Source organism: Streptomyces sp. DSM 40868 (assembly GCF_011820545.1).
Lineage (GTDB): Bacteria > Actinomycetota > Actinomycetes > Streptomycetales > Streptomycetaceae > Streptomyces > Streptomyces eurythermus.
Genome location: NZ_CP050504.1, coordinates 4,447,734 through 4,467,356 on the forward strand (window position 1 = coordinate 4,447,734; position 19,623 = coordinate 4,467,356).

Annotated in this window: 15 protein-coding genes; 8 read left to right on the forward strand and 7 right to left on the reverse strand. The window is 69.9% G+C overall.

Annotation, left to right across the window (positions count from 1 at the left end):
* Positions 1 to 157 precede the first annotated feature (157 nt).
* From rplI to rpsF, 4 genes are all read right to left on the reverse strand, one after another.
* On the reverse strand, positions 158 to 604 hold the full coding sequence (gene rplI / locus HB370_RS20265; protein ID WP_030786327.1) for a 50S ribosomal protein L9: 447 nt from the start codon (positions 602 to 604) through the stop codon (positions 158 to 160).
* 18 nt (positions 605 to 622) lie between these two features.
* Positions 623 to 859: a 30S ribosomal protein S18 gene (gene rpsR, locus HB370_RS20270; RefSeq protein WP_003949403.1), complete on the reverse strand. Its 237-nt coding sequence runs from the start codon at positions 857 to 859 to the stop codon at positions 623 to 625.
* 80 nt (positions 860 to 939) lie between these two features.
* Positions 940 to 1,515 carry a single-stranded DNA-binding protein gene (locus tag HB370_RS20275; RefSeq protein ID WP_030786330.1) on the reverse strand — a complete coding sequence of 192 codons (576 nt, stop codon included), beginning with the start codon at positions 1,513 to 1,515 and terminating at the stop codon, positions 940 to 942.
* Between the two features lie 80 nt (positions 1,516 to 1,595).
* Positions 1,596 to 1,886, reverse strand: coding sequence for a 30S ribosomal protein S6 (gene rpsF / locus HB370_RS20280; protein ID WP_014673750.1), 291 nt, complete (start codon positions 1,884 to 1,886; stop codon positions 1,596 to 1,598).
* 274 nt (positions 1,887 to 2,160) lie between these two features.
* Between rpsF and HB370_RS20285 the strand changes: the two genes are divergently transcribed.
* From HB370_RS20285 to HB370_RS20295, 3 genes are all read left to right on the forward strand, one after another.
* A complete protein-coding gene (locus HB370_RS20285) occupies positions 2,161 to 2,475 on the forward strand; it encodes a hypothetical protein (RefSeq protein WP_030786334.1) in 315 nt (104 codons plus the stop codon).
* A 117-nt stretch (positions 2,476 to 2,592) separates the two neighbouring features.
* The gene (locus tag HB370_RS20290) at positions 2,593 to 3,711 is read left to right on the forward strand and encodes a peptidoglycan bridge formation glycyltransferase FemA/FemB family protein (protein ID WP_030786336.1); all 1,119 of its coding nucleotides are present in this window, start codon (positions 2,593 to 2,595) and stop codon (positions 3,709 to 3,711) included.
* A gap of 82 nt (positions 3,712 to 3,793) precedes the next feature.
* Positions 3,794 to 4,825 carry an alanine racemase gene (locus HB370_RS20295; protein WP_030786347.1) on the forward strand — a complete coding sequence of 344 codons (1,032 nt, stop codon included), beginning with the start codon at positions 3,794 to 3,796 and terminating at the stop codon, positions 4,823 to 4,825.
* Between the two features lie 127 nt (positions 4,826 to 4,952).
* Here HB370_RS20295 and HB370_RS20300 read toward each other — a convergent pair whose 3' ends face one another.
* A complete protein-coding gene (locus tag HB370_RS20300; protein WP_030786348.1) occupies positions 4,953 to 6,509 on the reverse strand; it encodes a glycosyltransferase 87 family protein in 1,557 nt (518 codons plus the stop codon).
* 144 nt (positions 6,510 to 6,653) lie between these two features.
* Complete coding sequence (locus tag HB370_RS20305; RefSeq protein ID WP_208974422.1) at positions 6,654 to 9,332, reverse strand: transglycosylase domain-containing protein; 2,679 nt, start codon at positions 9,330 to 9,332, stop codon at positions 6,654 to 6,656.
* 394 nt (positions 9,333 to 9,726) lie between these two features.
* On the opposite strand from HB370_RS20305, the gene HB370_RS20310 reads away from it, so the two are divergent.
* The 3 genes from HB370_RS20310 to HB370_RS20320 all read left to right on the forward strand — a co-directional run bounded on the left by HB370_RS20310 (position 9,727) and on the right by HB370_RS20320 (position 12,898).
* Positions 9,727 to 10,410 carry a PadR family transcriptional regulator gene (locus tag HB370_RS20310; RefSeq protein ID WP_030615125.1) on the forward strand — a complete coding sequence of 228 codons (684 nt, stop codon included), beginning with the start codon at positions 9,727 to 9,729 and terminating at the stop codon, positions 10,408 to 10,410.
* Between the two features lie 43 nt (positions 10,411 to 10,453).
* A complete protein-coding gene (locus tag HB370_RS20315) occupies positions 10,454 to 11,536 on the forward strand; it encodes an inositol-3-phosphate synthase (RefSeq protein ID WP_030615128.1) in 1,083 nt (360 codons plus the stop codon).
* Between the two features lie 99 nt (positions 11,537 to 11,635).
* Positions 11,636 to 12,898 (forward strand): MFS transporter, encoded by a 1,263-nt coding sequence (locus tag HB370_RS20320; protein WP_030786364.1) that lies wholly within the window; start codon positions 11,636 to 11,638, stop codon positions 12,896 to 12,898.
* 119 nt (positions 12,899 to 13,017) lie between these two features.
* On the opposite strand, the gene HB370_RS20325 is transcribed toward HB370_RS20320, so the two are convergent.
* Positions 13,018 to 14,460, reverse strand: a complete 1,443-nt coding sequence (locus HB370_RS20325; RefSeq protein WP_030786367.1) for a CCA tRNA nucleotidyltransferase — start codon at positions 14,458 to 14,460, stop codon at positions 13,018 to 13,020.
* A 296-nt stretch (positions 14,461 to 14,756) separates the two neighbouring features.
* Here HB370_RS20325 and HB370_RS20330 point away from each other — a divergent pair, with 296 nt between their 5' ends.
* Complete coding sequence (locus tag HB370_RS20330) at positions 14,757 to 17,129, forward strand: DUF6049 family protein (protein WP_030786370.1); 2,373 nt, start codon at positions 14,757 to 14,759, stop codon at positions 17,127 to 17,129.
* Positions 17,130 to 17,174: 45 nt separating this feature from the next.
* The gene (gene murJ / locus HB370_RS20335) at positions 17,175 to 19,523 is read left to right on the forward strand and encodes a murein biosynthesis integral membrane protein MurJ (protein ID WP_030786373.1); all 2,349 of its coding nucleotides are present in this window, start codon (positions 17,175 to 17,177) and stop codon (positions 19,521 to 19,523) included.
* Positions 19,524 to 19,623: the final 100 nt, after the last annotated feature.

A 19,623-nucleotide genomic window follows, 5' to 3' on the forward strand; every position in this document is an offset into this window, starting at 1 on the left:
CGGTTCCGCACGCTTCCGGCCGCCCGCCCGTTTCACGTGAAACATGCCGCGGTGACCGCCCCCGAACCCGGGACGCACGGTCATGCCAAAGGGGCCGCACCCTTCACGGATGCGGCCCCTCTCAACGGCTCAAGCGAGCGTTGCGATCACGCGGCGATCAGGCCGCGACGACCTCGATGTTGACCTTGGCGGCAACCTCGGGGTGCAGACGCACGGACGTCTCGTGGGCGCCCAGGGTCTTGATCGGAGCACCGAGCTCGATGCGGCGCTTGTCGACCTCGGGGCCACCGGAAGCCTTGATCGCGGACGCGATGTCGGCCGGGGTGACGGAACCGAAGAGACGGCCGGAGTCGCCGGAGCGGACGGCCAGGCGGACCTTGACGCCCTCGAGCTGGGCCTTCACCTGGTTGGCCTGCTCGATGGTCTGGATCTCGTGGATCTTACGGGCGCGGCGGATCTGCTCGACGTCCTTCTCGCCGCCCTTGGTCCAGCGGATAGCGAACTTCCGCGGGATCAGGTAGTTGCGAGCGTAACCGTCCTTGACGTCGACGACGTCGCCCGCGGCACCGAGGCCGGAGACCTCGTGGGTGAGGATGATCTTCATGAGTCGGTCACCCTTCCCTTATCGCGCGGTGGAGGTGTAGGGCAGCAGCGCCATCTCACGGCTGTTCTTGACGGCCGTGGCGACGTCACGCTGGTGCTGCGTGCAGTTGCCGGTCACGCGACGGGCACGGATCTTGCCGCGGTCGGAAATGAACTTCCGCAGCATGTTCGTGTCCTTGTAGTCCACGTACGTGACCTTGTCCTTGCAGAAAGCGCAGACCTTCTTCTTCGGCTTGCGCACAGGCGGCTTCGCCATGGTGTTCTCCTGTGTGATCAAGAAGTGGGGGTACGACCCGCCCTCGGCCCGGACCGGCCCGGAAGGCCTGGCCCGAAGGCTTAGAAGGGGGGTTCGTCCGAGTAGCCGCCACCGCCGCCGGAGCCGCCGCCCCAGCCGCCGCCACCCTGCTGGTTGCCACCGGCGGGAGCGCCGGTCGCCCACGGGTCGTCGGCCGGAGCGCCGCCCTGACCGCCACCGGGGCCGCCGCCCCAGCCGCCGCCCTGACCGCCACCGCCGCCGTAACCGCCCTGGCCACCGCGGGCACCGCCACCGGCGGTCTTGGTGACCTTGGCCGTGGCGTTGCGCAGGCTGGGGCCGACTTCGTCGACGTCCAGCTCGTAGACCGTGCGCTTGACGCCCTCGCGGTCCTCGTAGGACCGCTGCTTCAGCCGGCCCTGCACGATGACGCGCATGCCTCGCTGGAGCGACTCGGCGACGTTCTCCGCCGCCTGGCGCCAGACCGAGCAGGTCAGGAAGAGGCTCTCGCCGTCCTTCCACTCGTTCGTCTGGCGGTCGAAGGTGCGGGGAGTGGACGCGACGCGGAACTTCGCGACCGCCGCACCGGACGGGGTGAAGCGCAGCTCGGGGTCGTCGACAAGATTGCCGATGACCGTGATGACGGTCTCGCCTGCCATGGGGGAACCTCTCGGCGGGTTTGCTGCTCTGGCTGCTTGGTTGCTGCTACTCGAATCCCGGGATCAGCTGAGCGCGGGGCTCAGTGGGTCTCGGGACGGAGGACCTTGGTCCGGAGGACCGACTCGTTCAGGTTCATCTGGCGGTCGAGCTCCTTGACGACCGCAGGCTCGGCCTGCAGGTCGATGACCGAGTAGATGCCCTCGGGCTTCTTCTTGATCTCGTAGGCGAGACGACGACGGCCCCAGGTGTCGACCTTCTCAACCTTGCCGCCGCCATCACGGACGACGGACAGGAAGTTCTCGATCAGCGGGGAGACAGCGCGCTCCTCGAGATCGGGGTCGAGGATGACCATCACCTCGTAGTGACGCATGTGGAACCCACCTCCTTTGGACTCAGCGGCCACGGTCGTTCCGTGGCAGGAGGGTTGTGATGCGTACGCAACGGTATCGGCCGCCACTGACAATCGGGGTTCCCTCTGGGGAGCCGGTCGGTGTGACCTGTACAGGTCTGGGCAGACACCAGTGCAGACGGTACAGACTACCCGCACACCCGCTTCCGGTTGAAATCCGGCCGCCGGGCCGGACAATCTGTACACAACGGGTGTGTACGGCGCTACGATGCGCCGCCTTCCGCTGGAGGTGCCCATGGCACAGGCATTGCAACCCAACACCGCCGGTTCCCTCTTCGCCTCGGACGGCAAGCCCCATCCCCTGCAGGACGCCCTGATGGCGGTGACGCTCGTCCTGGGCGTGCTGTCCTTCATCACCGCCTTCTTCCACAGCCTCCACCTGCTGACCTCGTGGGCGGGCCTGGTCGCGCTGTGCACCGGCGTGTACGGACAGTGGATCTCGGTGACCACGCGGCAGCGGTTCGGCCTCATCCTGGGACTCGGTGCCGCGGGGGTCGGCTTCCTGATCGGCATGGCGCACGGTGGTCTGTTCGGCGGTGTCGTCGGCTGACTCCCCGGCTCGAGGCCCATATGCCCAGTCGGGGCGCTCGCGAGGCGCAGTAGGCTTCGGCGCGAGAGCCGGAGCCCCTGAACCCATGGGGACACACCAGCCCGAGGAGCGCCCCGAATGAGCCTGACCCTGAGGACCATCAGTCGCGAGCAGCATCTGGCCTTCATCCAGAGCCTGCCGGCGGCGAGCCACATGCAGGTCCCGGCCTGGGCCGATGTCAAGGCGGAGTGGCGCTCGGAGAACCTCGGCTGGTTCGACAAGAGCGGTCACCTGGTCGGCGTCGGTCTGGTCCTCTACCGCCAGCTGCCCAAGATCAAGCGCTACCTCGCGTATCTGCCCGAGGGCCCGGTCATCAACTGGTACGCGCCGAACCTGGACGACTGGATCCAGCCGATGCTGGCGCACCTGAAGCAGCAGGGTGCCTTCTCCGTGAAGATGGGCCCGCCGGTGATCATCCGCCGCTGGAACGCCGACACGATCAAGCGCGGCATCCAGGATCCGGACGTCAAGCGGCTGCGCGACCTGCAGGCCGACTACATCGAGCCGCGCGCCTTCGAGGTGTCCGACAAGCTGCGCCGCATGGGCTGGCAGCAGGGCGAGGACGGCGGCGCCGGCTTCGGCGACGTGCAGCCCCGCTACGTCTACCAGGTTCCGCTGGCCAACCGCTCCCTGGAAGAGGTCCACAAGAACTTCAACCAGCTGTGGCGCCGCAACATCAAGAAGGCGGAGAAGGCGGGCGTCGAGGTCGTCCAGGGCGGCTACCAGGACCTGCCCGAGTGGCAGCGGCTGTACGAGATCACGGCCGTCCGCGACCGGTTCCGGCCGCGCCCGCTGTCGTACTTCCAGCGCATGTGGACCGCCCTCAACACCGAGGACCCCAACCGCATGCGGCTGTACTTCGCGCGCCACAACGGCGTGAACCTCTCCGCGGCGACGATGCTGATCGTCGGCGGTCACGTCTGGTACTCCTACGGTGCCTCGGACAACATCGGCCGCGAGGTCCGGCCCTCGAACGCGATGCAGTGGCGGATGCTGCGCGACGCCTACGCGATGGGCGCCACCGTCTACGACCTGCGCGGTATCTCCGACTCCCTGGACGAGACCGACCACCTCTTCGGTCTGATCCAGTTCAAGGTGGGCACCGGCGGTCAGGCCGCCGAGTACCTCGGCGAATGGGACTTCCCGCTGAACAAGCTGCTCCACAAGGCGCTCGACATCTACATGTCGCGCCGCTGAGCCGCCGGCGTTTGATTCCATAGCCTTCACAGTTCTTCCCTCTCTGATCCACCCAGCCACGAGAAAGGTCCCGGGTCCGGCCATGGCGCTCACGCTCTACGTCGACACCGCGCGCTGGCGGGCGCACCACAAGCACGTGCAGGAGCAGTTCCCAGGGCTCGTCCCGGTCTGCAAGGGCAACGGCTACGGCTTCGGGCACGAACGGCTGTCGGAGGAGGCCACACGGCTCGGCGCCGATCTGCTCGCGGTCGGCACCACGTACGAGGCCGCGCGCATCAAGGACTTCTTCGGCGGTGACCTGCTGGTGCTGACGCCGTACCGGCGGGGCGAGGAACCCGTTCCGCTGCCCGACCGGGTGATCCGCTCGGTGTCGTCCGTCGACGGCGTCTACGGCCTCGTGGGCGCCCGTGTCGTCATCGAGGTGATGTCCTCGATGAAGCGGCACGGCGTCAGCGAGCAGGACCTGCCGCAGCTGCACCAGGCCATAGAGAACGTCCGGCTGGAGGGCTTCGCCATCCACCTGCCGCTGGACCGCACCGACGGTTCGGACGCCGTCGAGGAGGTCATCGGCTGGATGGACCGGCTGCGCGCGGCCCGGCTGCCGCTGCACACGATGTTCGTCAGCCACCTCAAGGCGGAGGAGCTGATCCGCCTCCAGCAGCAGTTCCCGCAGACCCGGTTCCGCGCCCGTATCGGCACGCGGCTGTGGCTGGGGGACCACGACGCCACCGAGTACCGCGGCGCGGTCCTGGACGTCACGCGCGTGGCGAAGGGCGACCGGTTCGGCTACCGGCAGCAGAAGGCGGCCTCCGACGGCTACCTGGTGGTCGTGGCGGGCGGTACGTCGCACGGGGTGGGCCTGGAGGCCCCGAAGGCCCTGCACGGCGTCATGCCGCGGGCCAAGGGCGTCGCCCGGGCCGGTCTGGCCACGGTCAACCGGAACCTGTCCCCGTTCGTCTGGGGCGGCAAGCAGCGCTGGTTCGCCGAGCCGCCGCACATGCAGGTGTCGATCCTGTTCGTGCCCTCGGACGCCCCCGAGCCGCATGTGGGCGACGAGCTGGTGGCCCACCTGCGGCACACCACGACCCAGTTCGACCGCATCGTGGACCGCTGAGGCAGGTCACGACGGCGGGAAGGCCGTACCCGGAGTCCCGGGTACGGCCTTCCGTCTGCCCGCGCCACGCCGACGGGGCGCGGGCCTTCCGTCTGCCCGCGCCACGCCGACGGGGCGCGCGGTGCTCTCAGAGCGGGCGGTCGTCGGGGGAGGGTGAGCCGGGGCGGCCCCAGTCCACCGGCGGTGCCCCGAACCGGGCGTCCCCTCCCGTCGGGCCGGCCGCCACAGCCCCGAGCGCGAAGGCGTCCGGCGCCCCGTCGAGCACCCCGCCCGAGGGATCGTCGTCCCCGGACCGGCGCACCACGTCCCGCTCCGGCATGAGGATGTCCCGTACGACGACGCCACACAGGTACAGCGTGCCCAGCAGGTGCACCACGATCACCCAGTGGTAGCCCTGCGTCGGCAGTCCCTTGTGGGCGTCTCCGCTGGTCGTGTAGGCGAGGTACATCCAGATGCCCAGGAAGTACGCCACCTCGCACGCCTGCCAGATCAGGAAGTCCCGCCACTTGGGCCGGGCGAGGACCGCCAGCGGCACCAGCCACAGGACGTACTGCGGCGAGTAGACCTTGTTGGTGAGGACGAAGGCGGCCACCATCAGGAAGGCGAGCTGGGCGAAGCGCGGCCGGCGCGGTGCGGTGAACGTCAGCGCGGCGATGCCGAGGAAGCACAGCACCACCAGCACGGTGGCCGCGTTGTTGATGAAGCCTGTGGTGGGCGGGTCGCCGGAGTTCTGTGCCCAGATCAGCCAGAAGGAGCCGAAGTCGACGCCGCGTTCCTTGCTGAACGTGTAGAACTTCGCCCAGCCCTCGCGGATGTGGAAGCCCGACGCGTCGTGGGTGAGCATCACCGGCAGGTTCACCACGAGCCAAGCACCCACCGCGCCCGCCAGGGCCTGGAAGAACGCGCGCCACTTCCCGGCCCGCCAGCACAGCACCAGCAACGGGCCGAGCAGCAGGAAGGGGTACAGCTTGGCGGCCGTGGCGAGGCCCAGCAGGACGCCGAAGGCGAGGGCCCGGCCCCGCGACCACATCAGCATCGCGGTGGCCGTCAGCGCCACGGCGAGCAGGTCCCAGTTGATGGTCGCGGTCAGGGCGACGGCGGGCGCCAGGGCGACCAGCAGGGCGTCCCAGGGGCGCCGGCGGTGGGTACGGGCCACGGTGACGGCGATGACGGCGGCGCACGCCATCAGCATCCCGGCGTTGACGAACCAGTACCACCGCTCCTGGTGCTGGAGCGAGCCGCTGTGCGGGGTCAGCCAGGAGGCCACCTCCATGAACACGCCGGTGAGCACCGGGTATTCGAGGTAGTCCATGTCGCCGGGGAGCTTGTCGAAGTACGGCACGAGATCGTCGGCGAATCCGCGGCCCTGGTAGAGGTGCGGGATGTCCGAGTAGCAGGCGTGGGTGTACTGGCTGCTCGCGCCGAAGAACCAGGCGTCGTGGTAGCAGGGTGCCTTCTGGACCAGGCCGAGGGCGAACATACCGATGGCCACGAGCGCCACGATCCGCACCGGGGTCCACCAGAAGGACCCGGGCAGGGCGCGCCGTCCCAGGGGGCCGCCGATCAGCTCACTGCCGGCGGCGGCGACCTCGTCCTCCCTGGTCGGCGACACTTGTTCTGCCGGGGCGGACCGCACGGGCTCGGGCTCGTGCTGGCTCGCGGGCGTCGTCTCTGCACTGGGCATGGGGCACATCCTGCCGTACCCGTCCGGGAAGCCGTACCCGTCCAGGAATACGCCGAGGGCCGCCGCACCTCGTGGGTGCGACGGCCCCTGTTTCACGTGAAACGCTCCGGGCAGGCCCTACCGTGCCGGCCGGCCGGAACCGGGCTAGCCCTCCTGGCCCGCGAACCAGCCTCCGCCGTCGCCGCCGTTGCCATCGCCCCGGCTGGTTCCGGGTGCGGTGGTCTCGGTGCCGGTGGGCGTCGGGAAGGTGCCTCCGTCGGTACCGCCCGTGTCCGTGCCTCCGATGCCGTTGCCGCCACCGTCGGCGCCGCCGTTGCCGTTGCCGTTGTCACCGCAGTTGTCGCCCCATCCGAAGCCGCAGGTCTCGCTCGCCGAGGGGGTCGGCGTGGGCGTCGTCTTGCTGGGAGTGGGGGTCGGCGTGGCGCTCGGGGTCCGGCTCGGGGTGGGGGTGAAGCTCGGGGTCGGCGTGGGGGCCCCCGCCTGGTTCTGGACCGTGCCGATGGGGGTGGACTTCGGGAAGCCGGGGTCGTTCTGGCCCTTGAGCGCCGCCTTCATGTAGTCGGTCCACACCTGCGTCGGGATGTCACCGCCGTGGATGGAGTCCGTGTTCGCGGTGCCGTTCATGGACAGCAGCCTGTGGTCCTTGGGGTTCTCGCGGAACATCGCCACCGAGGTCGACAGCTGCTGGGTGTAGCCGACGAACCAGGCCGACTTGTTCTCGTCGGTGGTACCGGTCTTGCCCGCCGCCGTACGGCCGAGAGCGAGGGCCTTCGTGGCGGTGCCGTTCTGGATGACGTTCTCCAGGACGTCCGTGACGTTGTTGGCGATGTTGGGGTCCATCGCCTCCTTGGGGGCGGGCTTCGGCTTGACGAAGCTGGGCGCGTCGCTGCCGTTGTGCTTGACGGCCGTCACGGAGTACGGCTCCGTCTGCTGACCCGACGCGGCGAAGGTCGCGTAGGCGTCGGCCATGCGGATCGCGCTGGGCGTGGACGTACCGATGGCGAAGGAGGGGTTGAGGTCCTGCGACATGCTCTGCGGCAGGATGCCGGCCGCCTTGGCGACGTCACGCACCTTGGACATCCCCACGTCGACACCGAGCTGCACGAAAGGTGTGTTGACGGACTGCTCCATCGCCTTGCGCAGGGTGATGTAGCCCCAGGGGTGGTCGCTCTCGTTCTCCTGGAAGAAGTAGGAGTTGTCCTTGTTGAGGTAATACGTCCCGTCCGGTTTGCGGACCTTGAGATGGTCGTCGCCGTTGTACTTGCTCAGCGGGGACACGCCCTGTCCGCCGGACTTGTACGTGCCGTACTCCATGGCCGCGGCGAGCACGAAGGGCTTCCAGGTCGAACCCACGGGGACACCGGAGGTGTCCGCGTTGTTGGTGAAGTGCCCCTTCTCGTAGCCGTCACCGCCGTACAGCGCCACGATCGCGCCGTCCTTGGGCTTCACCGAGGCCGCGCCGAACTGGACGTACTTGTCCAGCTCCCGGTGCTCCGGGTCGAGCTTCTCCTCCTGCACGCTCTTCACGGCCTTGGCCAGCGCGCTGACCTTGTCCTTCTCGAAGGTCGTGTAGATCTGGTAGCCGCCCCGGTCGAACTGCGCCTCCGTGATGTCGGAGTGGGCCAGGACGTACTTCTTCGCCGTGTCGACCAGGTAGCTGACCTGGCCGGTCATGCCCCGGGTCGCCTTGCGGCCGTCGGGCTTGGGGTACTGGGCGATGGCTTCCTTGTACTCGGCGTCGCTGAGGTGCTTGTCCTTGTGCATCTCGCCGAGGATCCACGCCCAGCGCTCCTTGGAGCGCTTCTCGTTGGCCTGCGGGGTCGCCGTCTTGTCGAGGTCCTGGTTGCCCGCGGGGTCGTAGTACGTCGGGCCCTTGAGCAGCGCGGCCAGGACGGCGCACTCGCTCGGCTTGAGGTCGACGGCGTTCTTGCCGTAGTAGGTCTGCGCCGCGGCCTGGATGCCGTACGCGCCCCGCCCGAAGTACGAGGTGTTCAGATAGCCCTGGAGAATCTGGTTCTTGTCGAGCTTCGTGCCCACCTTTATGGAGATGAACATCTCCTTGAACTTGCGGGTGACCGTCTGCTCCTGGCTCAGGTACGTGTTCTTCACGTACTGCTGGGTGATCGTCGAGCCGCCCTGCGTCTGGCCGCCCCGGGCCATGTTGGCCATGGCGCGCGCGATGCCCATGGGGTCGACGCCGGAGTCCTGGTAGAAGGACTTGTTCTCGGCGGAGATCACCGCGTACCGCATCGCCTCGGGGATCTGGTCGATGCTGACGTTCTGCCGGTTGACGCCGGTGCCCGTGGCCACCATCTGGGTGCCGTCGGACCAGTAGTAGACGTTGTTCTGCGACTTCGCCGCGTCGTTCTCGTTAGGGATCGACACCATCGCGTAGCCGACGCCGATCATCACCACCAGGCCGCCGACGAAGCCGACGAACAGCCCGCTGACGAGCTTCCAGGACGGCACCCAGCGCCGCCAGCCGCCCTTGCCGGCCCGCGGGTAGTCGATGAACCGCTTCTTGCCGGGTGCCGTCGTCGCACGGCCCCTGCCGCGTCCGGGGCCCGTGGTGTCGGCCCCTCTGCGCCGGCTGCCTCTCTGCGCCGCGCGGCGCGCCTCGGCCCGGCCGCCGTAGGGGCGCTCCTCTCCCCCCGGGCCGGCGGAGTCCGGCTCATGGGAACGGAATCCATAGGAGTCGGCAGGAGACCCGGTGGCGCCTCGCGGTGCCGCACGGCGGCCGGAGGACGAGCCGGACTGGCCGCGTCGGGCCGCGGCACGTCCGCCTCCCTGCGGCTGCGGCGGTTTGCGACGGTGCTCGCTCATCGAACGATTACTCCTCGGGCAGGCGCACCCGTGCGCGCCTGGAACGGCGGCTGGTTTCCGGTCCCCCCGGAGTACGGATGTGGTCGGTTCCGCATTCACCCGTACTGCACCGGGGACGAGGACGCTCCCCAGGCGTCACGCGGTTCCCGGTGGTGTCCATGCCGCACAGACTACGCAGCGCCAAAACCCACCGAGCCCCGAAGTTCACCCCAAAACAGGCAACTTGCCTCCTACGAATCGGTGATGTGATCCCGTTCACCGCCGTCCCCCTTGTCGCATGTGACGGGCCGTTCTATCGTCGTGATGTATCGAACCGATACATCAGCGTGAGATAAGGCGCTGAGAGGCACTGCGAGACCTGCGGGACCACCCCGCGGGCCGGGAGGAGGCGACGATGAGCCGGCGCTCCGGCATCCTCGAGTTCGCCGTGCTCGGCCTGCTGCGGGAATCTCCTATGCACGGCTATGAGCTGCGCAAACGGCTGAACACATCGCTGGGTGTGTTCCGTGCGTTCAGCTACGGGACGCTCTACCCGTGCCTCAAGACGCTGGTCGCCAACGGCTGGCTGATCGAGGAGCCCGGGAACACCCATGACGACGCCCTCGCCGCTCCCCTCGCCGGGCGCCGCGCCAAGATCGTTTACCGGCTGACGGCGGAAGGCAAGGAACACTTCGAGGAGCTGCTCTCGCAGACCGGCCCCGACGCCTACGAGGACGAACACTTCGCCGCGCGGTTCGCCTTCTTCGGGCAGACCTCGCGCGATGTGCGCATGCGCGTCCTGGAGGGCCGGCGCAGCCGCCTGGAGGAGCGCCTGGAGAAGATGCGCGCCTCGCTGGCACGCACCCGGGAGCGCCTCGACGACTACACGCTTGAGCTCCAGCGCCACGGGATGGAGTCCGTGGAGCGCGAAGTGCGCTGGCTGAACGAGCTCATCGAGAGCGAGCGGGCCGGGCGGGACCTGAGGGGTTCCGCCTCCGGGGGGCCCGCTCAGCAGGACACCACCAATGGATCGACGGGCGGCCTGCCCCGTCGCGGGGAGGCCCCCCGCACGGATACGCCCGACGACACCGCCACGTGAGACCCAGTCAGGGCCTCACTCGTACACACAGGGAGCAACCGGAATGGGTTCGGTTCGCGTAGCCATCGTCGGCGTGGGCAACTGCGCGGCGTCGCTGGTGCAGGGAGTCGAGTACTACAAGGACGCCGACCCGGCGTCCAAGGTCCCCGGCCTGATGCACGTGCAGTTCGGTGACTACCACGTGCGCGACGTCGAGTTCGTCGCGGCGTTCGACGTCGACGCCAAGAAGGTCGGTCTGGACCTGGCGGACGCCATCGGCGCCTCCGAGAACAACACCATCAAGATCTGCGACGTGCCCAGCACCGGTGTCACGGTCCAGCGCGGCCACACCCTCGACGGTCTCGGCAAGTACTACCGCGAGACCATCGAGGAGTCCGCCGAGGAGCCGGTCGACGTCGTCCAGGTCCTGAAGGACAAGCAGGTCGACGTCCTGGTCTGCTACCTGCCCGTGGGTTCCGAGGACGCGGCGAAGTTCTACGCCCAGTGCGCCATCGACGCCAAGGTCGCCTTCGTCAACGCCCTCCCGGTCTTCATCGCCGGCACCAAGGAGTGGGCGGACAAGTTCACCGAGGCGGGCGTCCCGATCGTCGGTGACGACATCAAGTCCCAGGTCGGCGCGACCATCACGCACCGTGTCATGGCGAAGCTGTTCGAGGACCGCGGTGTCATCCTCGACCGCACGATGCAGCTGAACGTCGGCGGCAACATGGACTTCAAGAACATGCTCGAGCGCGAGCGCCTGGAGTCCAAGAAGATCTCCAAGACGCAGGCCGTCACCTCCCAGATCCCCGACCGGGACCTCGGCGAGAAGAACGTCCACATCGGCCCGTCCGACTACGTGGCCTGGCTGGACGACCGCAAGTGGGCCTACGTCCGCCTGGAGGGCCGCGCCTTCGGTGACGTCCCGCTGAACCTGGAGTACAAGCTGGAGGTCTGGGACTCCCCGAACTCCGCCGGTGTCATCATCGACGCCCTGCGCGCCGCGAAGATCGCCAAGGACCGCGGCATCGGCGGCCCGATCCTGTCGGCCTCCTCGTACTTCATGAAGTCCCCGCCGGTCCAGTACTTCGACGACGAGGCCCGCGAGAACGTCGAGAAGTTCATCCGCGGCGAGGTCGAGCGCTGAGGCGCTGAGGACCGCTCGCACGAAACGCTCCTGCCAGGGCTGTGAAGGTCCCCGGGTCACGCGACCCGGGGACCTTCCGCTTATGTGAGGCTGTCGCCCATGCCCGTCGTACGTGATCTGCGCCTGCTGTGGAGCCTGCGGCGTTTCCGGCACCTGCTGTACGTCCGCCTCCTGTCCCAGGGCGCCGACGGGGTCTACCAGGTCGCGCTCGCCGCATACGTCGTCTTCTCCCCGGAGAGACAGGCCTCGGCGGCCGCCATCGCCTCGGCCATGGCCGTCCTGCTGCTCCCCTACTCCCTGGTCGGCCCCTTCGCCGGTGTCCTGCTGGACCGCTGGCGGCGCCGGCAGGTCTTCGTGTACGGCAATCTGCTGCGGGCCCTGCTGGCGGCGGCCACCGCCGTGCTGATCACGGGCGGGGCCCCCGACTGGCTCTTCTACGTCTCCGCGCTGTGTGTCACGGCCGTCAACCGCTTCGTCCTGGCCGGGCTCTCCGCTGCCCTGCCCCGGGTCGTCGACGCCGAGCGCCTGGTGCTGGCCAACTCGCTCTCCCCGACGGCGGGCACCCTGGCCGCGACCGCCGGTGGGGGTCTGGCCTTCGCGGTCCGGATGGTGGCGGCCGACTCCGACGCGGCGGTGGTCCTGTGCGGGGCCCTGTTGTACCTGAGCGCGAGCCTCGCGTCCCTGCGCCTGCCCCCGGGCCTCCTCGGCCCCGACCGGCGCCCGGCCCGCCCCCGTCTCGGCACCGCCCTCGCCGGGACCGCGCGCGAGCTGCCTGCGGCCATCCGGCACCTGACGGCGCCCCGGCGCCGCGAGGCGGCGTGGGCGCTGGCCGCGATGACGCTGATGCGCTTCTGCTACGGGGCGCTCCTCGTCCTGCTGCTCATGCTCTGCCGTTATGCCCTGGCCGGCACCCCCGAGGAAGGGCTGCGGCTGCTGGGGGTGGCACTGGCGCTGTCCGGCGCCGGGTTCTTCGCGGCGGCCGTGGTGACGCCCTGGGCGGCGGGGCGGCTCGGCCCCCGTCGCTGGATCGTGGCGTGCTCCGGTGCGGCCATGGTGCTGGAGCCCGCGCTGGGGCTTCCGTTCGCCACCGGACCGCTCATGGTCGCCGCCTTCGTCCTGGGGCTGATGACCCAGGGAGCCAAGATCGCCACGGACACGATCGTCCAGGCGTGTGTGGAGGACGGCTTCCGCGGCCGCGTCTTCTCCGTGTACGACGTCCTCTTCAACGTCGCCTTCGTCGGTGCGGCGGGGGTGGCCGCGCTGATGCTGCCTCCGGACGGCCGCTCGACGCCGCTGGTGCTGCTCGTCGCCCTCCTCTACGGCGTGATCGCCGTGACCCTGGCCCGCCTCGGACGACGGTGAGACGACCCGCCCCGAATCCGGCAAGACAGAGCGAGGGCCGATGTTTCACGTGAAACATCGGCCCTCGGCGCCACCGTCCCGGGAGGGATGTTTCACGTGAAACACCGCCGGGACCCGGCTCAGCTCTGTGCGGCCCACCACTCCTTGAGGGCCGCCACCGCGGCAGCGTGATCCATGGGGCCGTGCTCCAGGCGCAGCTCCAGCATGTGCTTGTACGCCTTGCCGACGGCCGGGCCGGGGCCGACCCCGAGGATCTCCATGATCTGGTTGCCGTCGAGGTCCGGACGGATGGCGTCCAGCTCCTCCTGCTCCTTCAGCTGGGCGATCCGCTTCTCCAGGCCGTCGTAGGCCCGGGAGAGCGCCGCCGCCTTGCGCTTGTTACGCGTGGTGCAGTCGGACCGGGTCAGCTTGTGCAGGCGCTCCAGCAGCGGGCCCGCGTCACGGACGTAGCGGCGGACCGCCGAGTCCGTCCATTCCCCGGTGCCGTAGCCGTGGAACCGCAGATGGAGTTCGACCAGCCGGGAGACGTCCTTGACCAGCTCGTTGGAGTACTTCAGGGCGGTCATGCGCTTCTTGGTCATCTTCGCGCCGACCACCTCGTGGTGGTGGAAGGAGACCCGGCCGTCCTTCTCGAAGCGGCGGGTACGCGGCTTGCCGATGTCGTGCAGCAGCGCGGCCAGCCGGAGAGTGAGGTCGGGACCGTCCTCCTCCAGCGCGATCGCCTGCTCCAGGACGATCAGCGTGTGCTCGTAGACGTCCTTGTGCCGGTGGTGCTCGTCGCTCTCCAGGCGCAGCGCCGGCAGCTCGGGCAGGACGTACTCGGCGAGCCCGGTGTCGACCAGCAGCGTCAGCCCCTTGCGCGGGTGCGCGGACAGCAGGAGCTTGTTCAGCTCGTCCCGGACCCGCTCCGCCGAGACGATCTCGATCCGCCCGGCCATCTCCGTCATCGCGGTGACGACCTCGGGGGCCACCGTGAAGTTCAGCTGGGCGGCGAACCGGGCGGCCCGCATCATCCGCAGGGGATCGTCCGAGAAGGACTCCTCGGGCGTGCCCGGGGTCCTCAGCACACGGGCCGCGAGGTCCTCCAGGCCACCGTGCGGATCGATGAAGGTCTTCTCCGGCAGCGCCACGGCCATCGCGTTGACCGTGAAGTCGCGGCGGACCAGGTCCTCCTCGATGGAGTCGCCGTACGACACCTCCGGCTTGCGCGAGGTGCGGTCGTACGCCTCCGACCGGTAGGTGGTGATCTCGATCTGGTAGCCGCCCTTGTGCGCGCCGACCGTGCCGAAGGCGATCCCCACCTCCCAGACGGCGTCCGCCCATGGCCGGACGATCTTCAGTACGTCCTCGGGGCGGGCGACGGTGGTGAAGTCCAGGTCGTTGCCGAGCCGGCCGAGCAGCGCGTCCCGGACCGATCCGCCGACCAGGGCGAGCGAGAACCCGGCCTCCTGGAAACGGCGGGCGAGGTCGTCGGCGACGGGCGCCACCCGCAGCAGCTCGGCGACCGCGCGCTGCTGCGCCTGGCTCAGGGCAGAGGGAGTGTCTTCGTTGGGGTTCGGCACAACAGAAGAGGGTACGTGGCCCGCGCGCCCGAAGGCGGCCCGGCCGGAGACGGTCATCGGCGTGCGCCCGCCCCGGAGCACCCCGCCGGGGCGGTGGGACAGCTCCCTGCATATCCACCGCAAGCGCAGCTCTCGCGGCGTACAGCCGCTCTCCCCGCGATACTGGATATAGGGGACGCGCCACGGCTGTTCGCCGATCTTGTGAAGGAGACCGCGGCACTTCCCTTCAGCGCGCATCGTTACCATGCGTGGACGCACATTCCGACGACCACTGACGACGAGGGACGGGCGAGCGCGTGGCCGAGGCGGCTGACTTCCAGGGGACCAGTGCCTCACCTGCCCGCCGGTGGCTGCGGCGCGCCGGAGCACTGCTCACCGGGGCGCCACTGCTGGCCGGTCTGCTCCAGCTGCCCGTCGCCGCGCCCGCGCAGGCCGCCTCCTCGGACTCGGTGTCCGTCTCCCTGGACTCGCTCACCCCGAGCGCCCCCACGGACGGCGACACGCTGACCGTGTCCGGCACGGTGACCAACAACGGCAAGCAGGCCGTCACCGACGCCCATGTGGGCCTTCGGGTCGGCCCCCAGCTGACCACCCGCTCGGACATCGACTCCGTCGCCCGGCACTCCGACGATCCGCAGGGCGGAACCGGCTCCGAGGTCGGCGACAAGTACGAGGAGAAGTTCGACAAGCTCGCCCCGGGCGTCGCCCAGCACTTCAGCATCTCCGTCCCCGTCGACAAGCTCGGCCTGGACGACGACGGGGTCTACGAGTTCGGGGTCGCCCTCTCCGGCGAGACCTCCGCCCGGCCCTGGCCGCGGGTGCTCGGCATCCAGCGGACCTTCCTGCCGTGGCAGCCGTCGGATGCCGGCACCAAGACCAGGACGACGTTCCTGTGGCCGCTGCTGTCCACAGTCCACATGACGGCCAAGACCGGCGCGGGCGACCTGCAGACACCGGAGTTCCTGAACGACGACCTGGCGAAGGAGCTGGCGCCCGGCGGGCGGCTCGCCCAGATGGTGGACCTGGGCAAGGATCTGGACGTCACCTGGGTGATCGACCCGGACCTGCTGGCCTCGGTCGACGCGATGGCCGTGGGCAACTACCGGCTCCAGGCCGCCGACGGCACCAGCACGCCCGGCCCGCGCGAGCACCAGGCGGTCGCCAAGCAGTGGCTGGCCGCCCTGCAGAAGGCGGTGGCCGGCAAGGAGGTCGTCGCCCTGCCCTTCGCCGACCCCGACCTGGCCTCCCTCGCGCACAACGGCACCAGCGTCACCGGCTCGCTCAGCCACCTCAAGGACGCCACCGACGTCGCCGCGACCACTGTCAAGACCGTGCTCCACGTCACCCCGACCACCGACTTCGCCTGGCCGGTCGACGGCGCCGTGGACCGGTCGATCATGAAGGTCGCGACCTCCGCCGGGGCCGACCGGGTGATCGCCCGCAGCGACAGCCTCCAGGAGACCGCCGGGCTGCCGTACACGCCGTCCGCCGCCCGCCCGGTCGGCGGGGGCACCACGGCCGTGGTCGCCGACAGCCGGCTGTCCACGGCGTTCGAGGGCGATCTGACGAAGGCGGGCGCGGCCACCCTGGCCGTACAGCGGTTCCTGGCCCAGAGCCTGGAAGTGAACTCGCAGACCGACAAGCAGCGCAGCATTCTCGTCGCCCCGCAGCGCATGCCCACGGCGAGCCAGGCGCAGGCGATGGCGGCAGCCGTGAAGGCGCTCCAGGGCGGCACCTGGACCCAGCCCCAGGACCTCACCGCGACCGCCAAGGACAAGCCCGACCCGGCCGCCACCACCCGCATCCCCCCGGCGTCCGCCTACCCCGCCTCGCTGCGCAAGCAGGACCTGCCGCGCACCGCCTTCGAGCAGATCGCCCGCACGCAGGCCAAGCTCGACAACTTCCGTGTGATCCTCAGCGACCAGTCCCGCGTCGTCACCCCGTTCGGACGGGCCATAAACCGGGACATGTCCACGTCCTGGCGAGGCCACCGGGGCGCGGCGGAAGGGTACCGGGACGGCGTGGAGGCCTGGCTCGACGAGCTGGCCGACCAGGTCAAGCTGATCGACAAGTCCGAGACCAAGCTCTCGGGCCGCAGCGCCACCATCCCGGTCACGGTCCAGAACAACCTGGTCCAGCCCGTCGGCCACCTGGTGCTGCGCCTGGAGTCGACCATGCCGACCCGTCTGGAGATCGGCGGCAAGGCCTACTACGAACAGCCCGTGGAGATCTCCGGCGGGCACAGCCAGTCGGTGAAGTTCACCACCTCGGCCAACGCCAACGGCCGCGTCGCGGTCATCGCCCAGCTGTACACCGAGGACGGCCGCAAATACGGCGAACCCGTCACCTTCGACGTGAAGGTCACGGAGGTCACCCCCACGGTGATGCTGGTTATCGGCGGTGGCGTCCTGCTCCTCGTCCTCGCCGGCTTCCGGATGTACACCCAGCGCAAGCGCGCCGCGGCCCGGCAGCCCGAGGACGACGGCCCCGACACGGCGGCGAAGGACCCGGCCGAGCCCGGGAACCCCGGGGCACCCGAGGGCCGTCTCCCCCAGGAGTCCGGCTCCGGCTCCGGGGCAGACGACCCGGAGCAGCCGAGTGACCCTGCGCCGGACACCGCACCGGAAAGCGCCGACCCGTCCGGGACGGGTGAGAGAGTGGACCGTTGAGCGATGTCGTGGCCGGTGGGCCCGGGACGATGAGGTGGGGTAAGCATGAACGCGCCGTACGACGGTGACCGCGGCCAGGGCGCGGCCGGCTCGGGCTACCCCGAGCCGCCGCCCGAGCCGGGCCAGGTGCCGCCGCAGCACGCGGCGGACATGTATCTCCAGGACGCCTACGAGCAGGACCCCTACCGGGCGCACGACCTGGCCGCCCAGGACCCGGTCGCCGAGGCGCTCTACGACCGTGCCGCGCACCCGCCACCACCCCCGGGCTCGTACGACGCCCAGCAGCCGCTGTACGCACCGCCCGCACAGTCGCCCTACGCGCCCGACCCCCGCGTGTGGGCACAGCCGCCCGCGCCCGAGCCCGGCGCCGCCGCCACCCAGTACCTGCCGTACGGCGAGGACCCGCGCACGACCCAGTTCGTGGGCGTGGACGACCTGGTCACGCACTCCGGCGAGGAGTACCACGAGCCGGACGCCTTCGCGCACCTCTTCAAGGACCAGCAGCACAGCGGCGGACACGCGCCGATGGATCCCCCGGCCGCCTCCGGCCAGTACCCGCAGCAGTACGGGCAGAGCTCGCAGCAGGGTCACGCGTACGCCGGCGGCTACCCGGCCGGACCGTCCGTGCCCGGGTATCCGGCGCAGTCCGCGGATCCCGCGCCGGCCGTCGCGGCGGACCCGGGCCAGCCGGAGGTCCCCGCGTCGGGTGACACCCCCGCCGGTGCCGTGGCTCCGGTGGCGCCGGTGGCTCCCGCGAAGAAGGGCGGGAAGGCCGCCGGGCTGCTGAAGTCCAGCGCCGTGATGGCGGCGGGCACGATGGTCTCCCGCCTGACCGGTTTCATCCGCTCCGCGCTGATCGCCGCCGCGCTCGGCCTCGGCTTCCTCGCCGACTCCTTCCAGGTGGCCTACCAGCTGCCGACCATGATCTACATCCTCACCGTCGGCGGCGGCCTGAACTCCGTGTTCGTGCCCCAGCTCGTGCGCTCCATGAAGGAGGACGAGGACGGCGGCGAGGCCTTCGCCAACCGGCTGCTGACCCTGGTGATGGTCGCGCTGGCCGCGCTGACCGGGCTGGCGATGTTCGCCGCGCCGCTGCTGGTGCGGCTGCTGGCCAACCCCGTGGCCAGCGACCCCGCGGCCAACGAGGTCGCGGTCACCTTCACCCGCTACTTCCTGCCCTCGATCTTCTTCATGGGCATCCACGTGGTGATGGGGCAGATCCTCAACGCGCGCGGGAAGTTCGGCGCGATGATGTGGACCCCGGTCCTGAACAACATCGTCATCATCGTGACGCTCGGCATGTTCATCTGGGTCTACGGCACCGCCGCCAACTCCCACATGGGCGTCACCACCATCCCGCCGGAGGGCCAGCGGCTGCTCGGCGTCGGTGTGCTGCTCGGCCTGGTCGTCCAGGCCCTGGCGATGATCCCCTACCTGCGCGAGACCGGCTTCCGGATCCGGCTGCGCTTCGACTGGAAGGGCCACGGCCTGGGCAAGGCCGCGATGCTCGCCAAGTGGACGGTCCTGTTCGTCCTCGCCAACCAGGCGGGCGCCATGGTCGTGACCCAGCTGTCGACCGCCGCCGGCGCGGACTCCGGCGTCAAGGGCACCGGCTTCGCCGCCTACGCCAACGCCCAGCTGATCTGGGGCCTGCCGCAGGCCATCATCACCGTGTCCCTGATGGCCGCGCTGCTGCCGCGCATCTCGCGCTCGGCCGCAGAGAACGACACGGGTGCCATCCGCGACGACATCTCCCAGGGCCTGCGCACCACCGCCGTCGCCATCGTGCCCATCGCGTTCGGGTTCGTCTCGCTCGGCGTCCCGATGTGCACGCTGATCTTCGGCTCCGCCGGCACGGGCGCGGCCACCAACATGGGCTACATGCTGATGGCCTTCGGCCTCGGCCTGATCCCCTACTCCGTGCAGTACGTCGTCCTGCGTGCCTTCTACGCCTACGAGGACACCCGCACCCCCTTCTACAACACGGTCATCGTGGCCGCCGTCAACGCCGGCGTCTCGGCCCTGTGCTACTTCGTACTGCCGGCGCGCTGGGCGGTCGCGGGCATGGCCGCCGCCTACGGTCTCGCCTACGCCATCGGGGTGGGTGTCGCCTGGCGCCGGCTGCGCAAGCGGCTGGGCGGGGACCTGGACGGGTCCCGGGTGCTGCGTACGTACGCGCGCCTGGGCATCGCCTCGGTGCCGGCCGCCCTGCTCAGCGGCGCGGCCTGCTACGGCGTCGGACACACTCTGGGCCTGGGCGTCGTCGGCTCCTTCGCCGCGCTGATCGCCGGCGGTGCCGTCCTGTTCGGCGTCTTCTTCGTCGCCGCCCGGCGGATGCGCATCGAGGAACTCAACTCGCTCGTCGGAATGGTGCGGGGACGTCTGGGGCGCTGAGGCGAGGGTAGGCGCACAACCATCGTCCGCCGCCGTGTGTCGTGCATAGCGGCGGACTGTGGGCACAATTGGTTTCGGCGTCGGACAGCGTGCAACGGAT

Coding starts and splice junctions, on each gene's coding strand:
- rplI (WP_030786327.1), bottom strand. CDS start 604: ATGAAGATCATCCTCACCCACGAGGTCTCCGGCCTCGGTGCCGCGGGC.
- rpsR (WP_003949403.1), bottom strand. CDS start 859: ATGGCGAAGCCGCCTGTGCGCAAGCCGAAGAAGAAGGTCTGCGCTTTC.
- HB370_RS20275 (WP_030786330.1), bottom strand. CDS start 1,515: ATGGCAGGCGAGACCGTCATCACGGTCATCGGCAATCTTGTCGACGAC.
- rpsF (WP_014673750.1), bottom strand. CDS start 1,886: ATGCGTCACTACGAGGTGATGGTCATCCTCGACCCCGATCTCGAGGAG.
- HB370_RS20285 (WP_030786334.1), top strand. CDS start 2,161: ATGGCACAGGCATTGCAACCCAACACCGCCGGTTCCCTCTTCGCCTCG.
- HB370_RS20290 (WP_030786336.1), top strand. CDS start 2,593: ATGAGCCTGACCCTGAGGACCATCAGTCGCGAGCAGCATCTGGCCTTC.
- HB370_RS20295 (WP_030786347.1), top strand. CDS start 3,794: ATGGCGCTCACGCTCTACGTCGACACCGCGCGCTGGCGGGCGCACCAC.
- HB370_RS20300 (WP_030786348.1), bottom strand. CDS start 6,509: ATGCCCAGTGCAGAGACGACGCCCGCGAGCCAGCACGAGCCCGAGCCC.
- HB370_RS20305 (WP_208974422.1), bottom strand. CDS start 9,332: ATGAGCGAGCACCGTCGCAAACCGCCGCAGCCGCAGGGAGGCGGACGT.
- HB370_RS20310 (WP_030615125.1), top strand. CDS start 9,727: ATGAGCCGGCGCTCCGGCATCCTCGAGTTCGCCGTGCTCGGCCTGCTG.
- HB370_RS20315 (WP_030615128.1), top strand. CDS start 10,454: ATGGGTTCGGTTCGCGTAGCCATCGTCGGCGTGGGCAACTGCGCGGCG.
- HB370_RS20320 (WP_030786364.1), top strand. CDS start 11,636: ATGCCCGTCGTACGTGATCTGCGCCTGCTGTGGAGCCTGCGGCGTTTC.
- murJ (WP_030786373.1), top strand. CDS start 17,175: ATGAACGCGCCGTACGACGGTGACCGCGGCCAGGGCGCGGCCGGCTCG.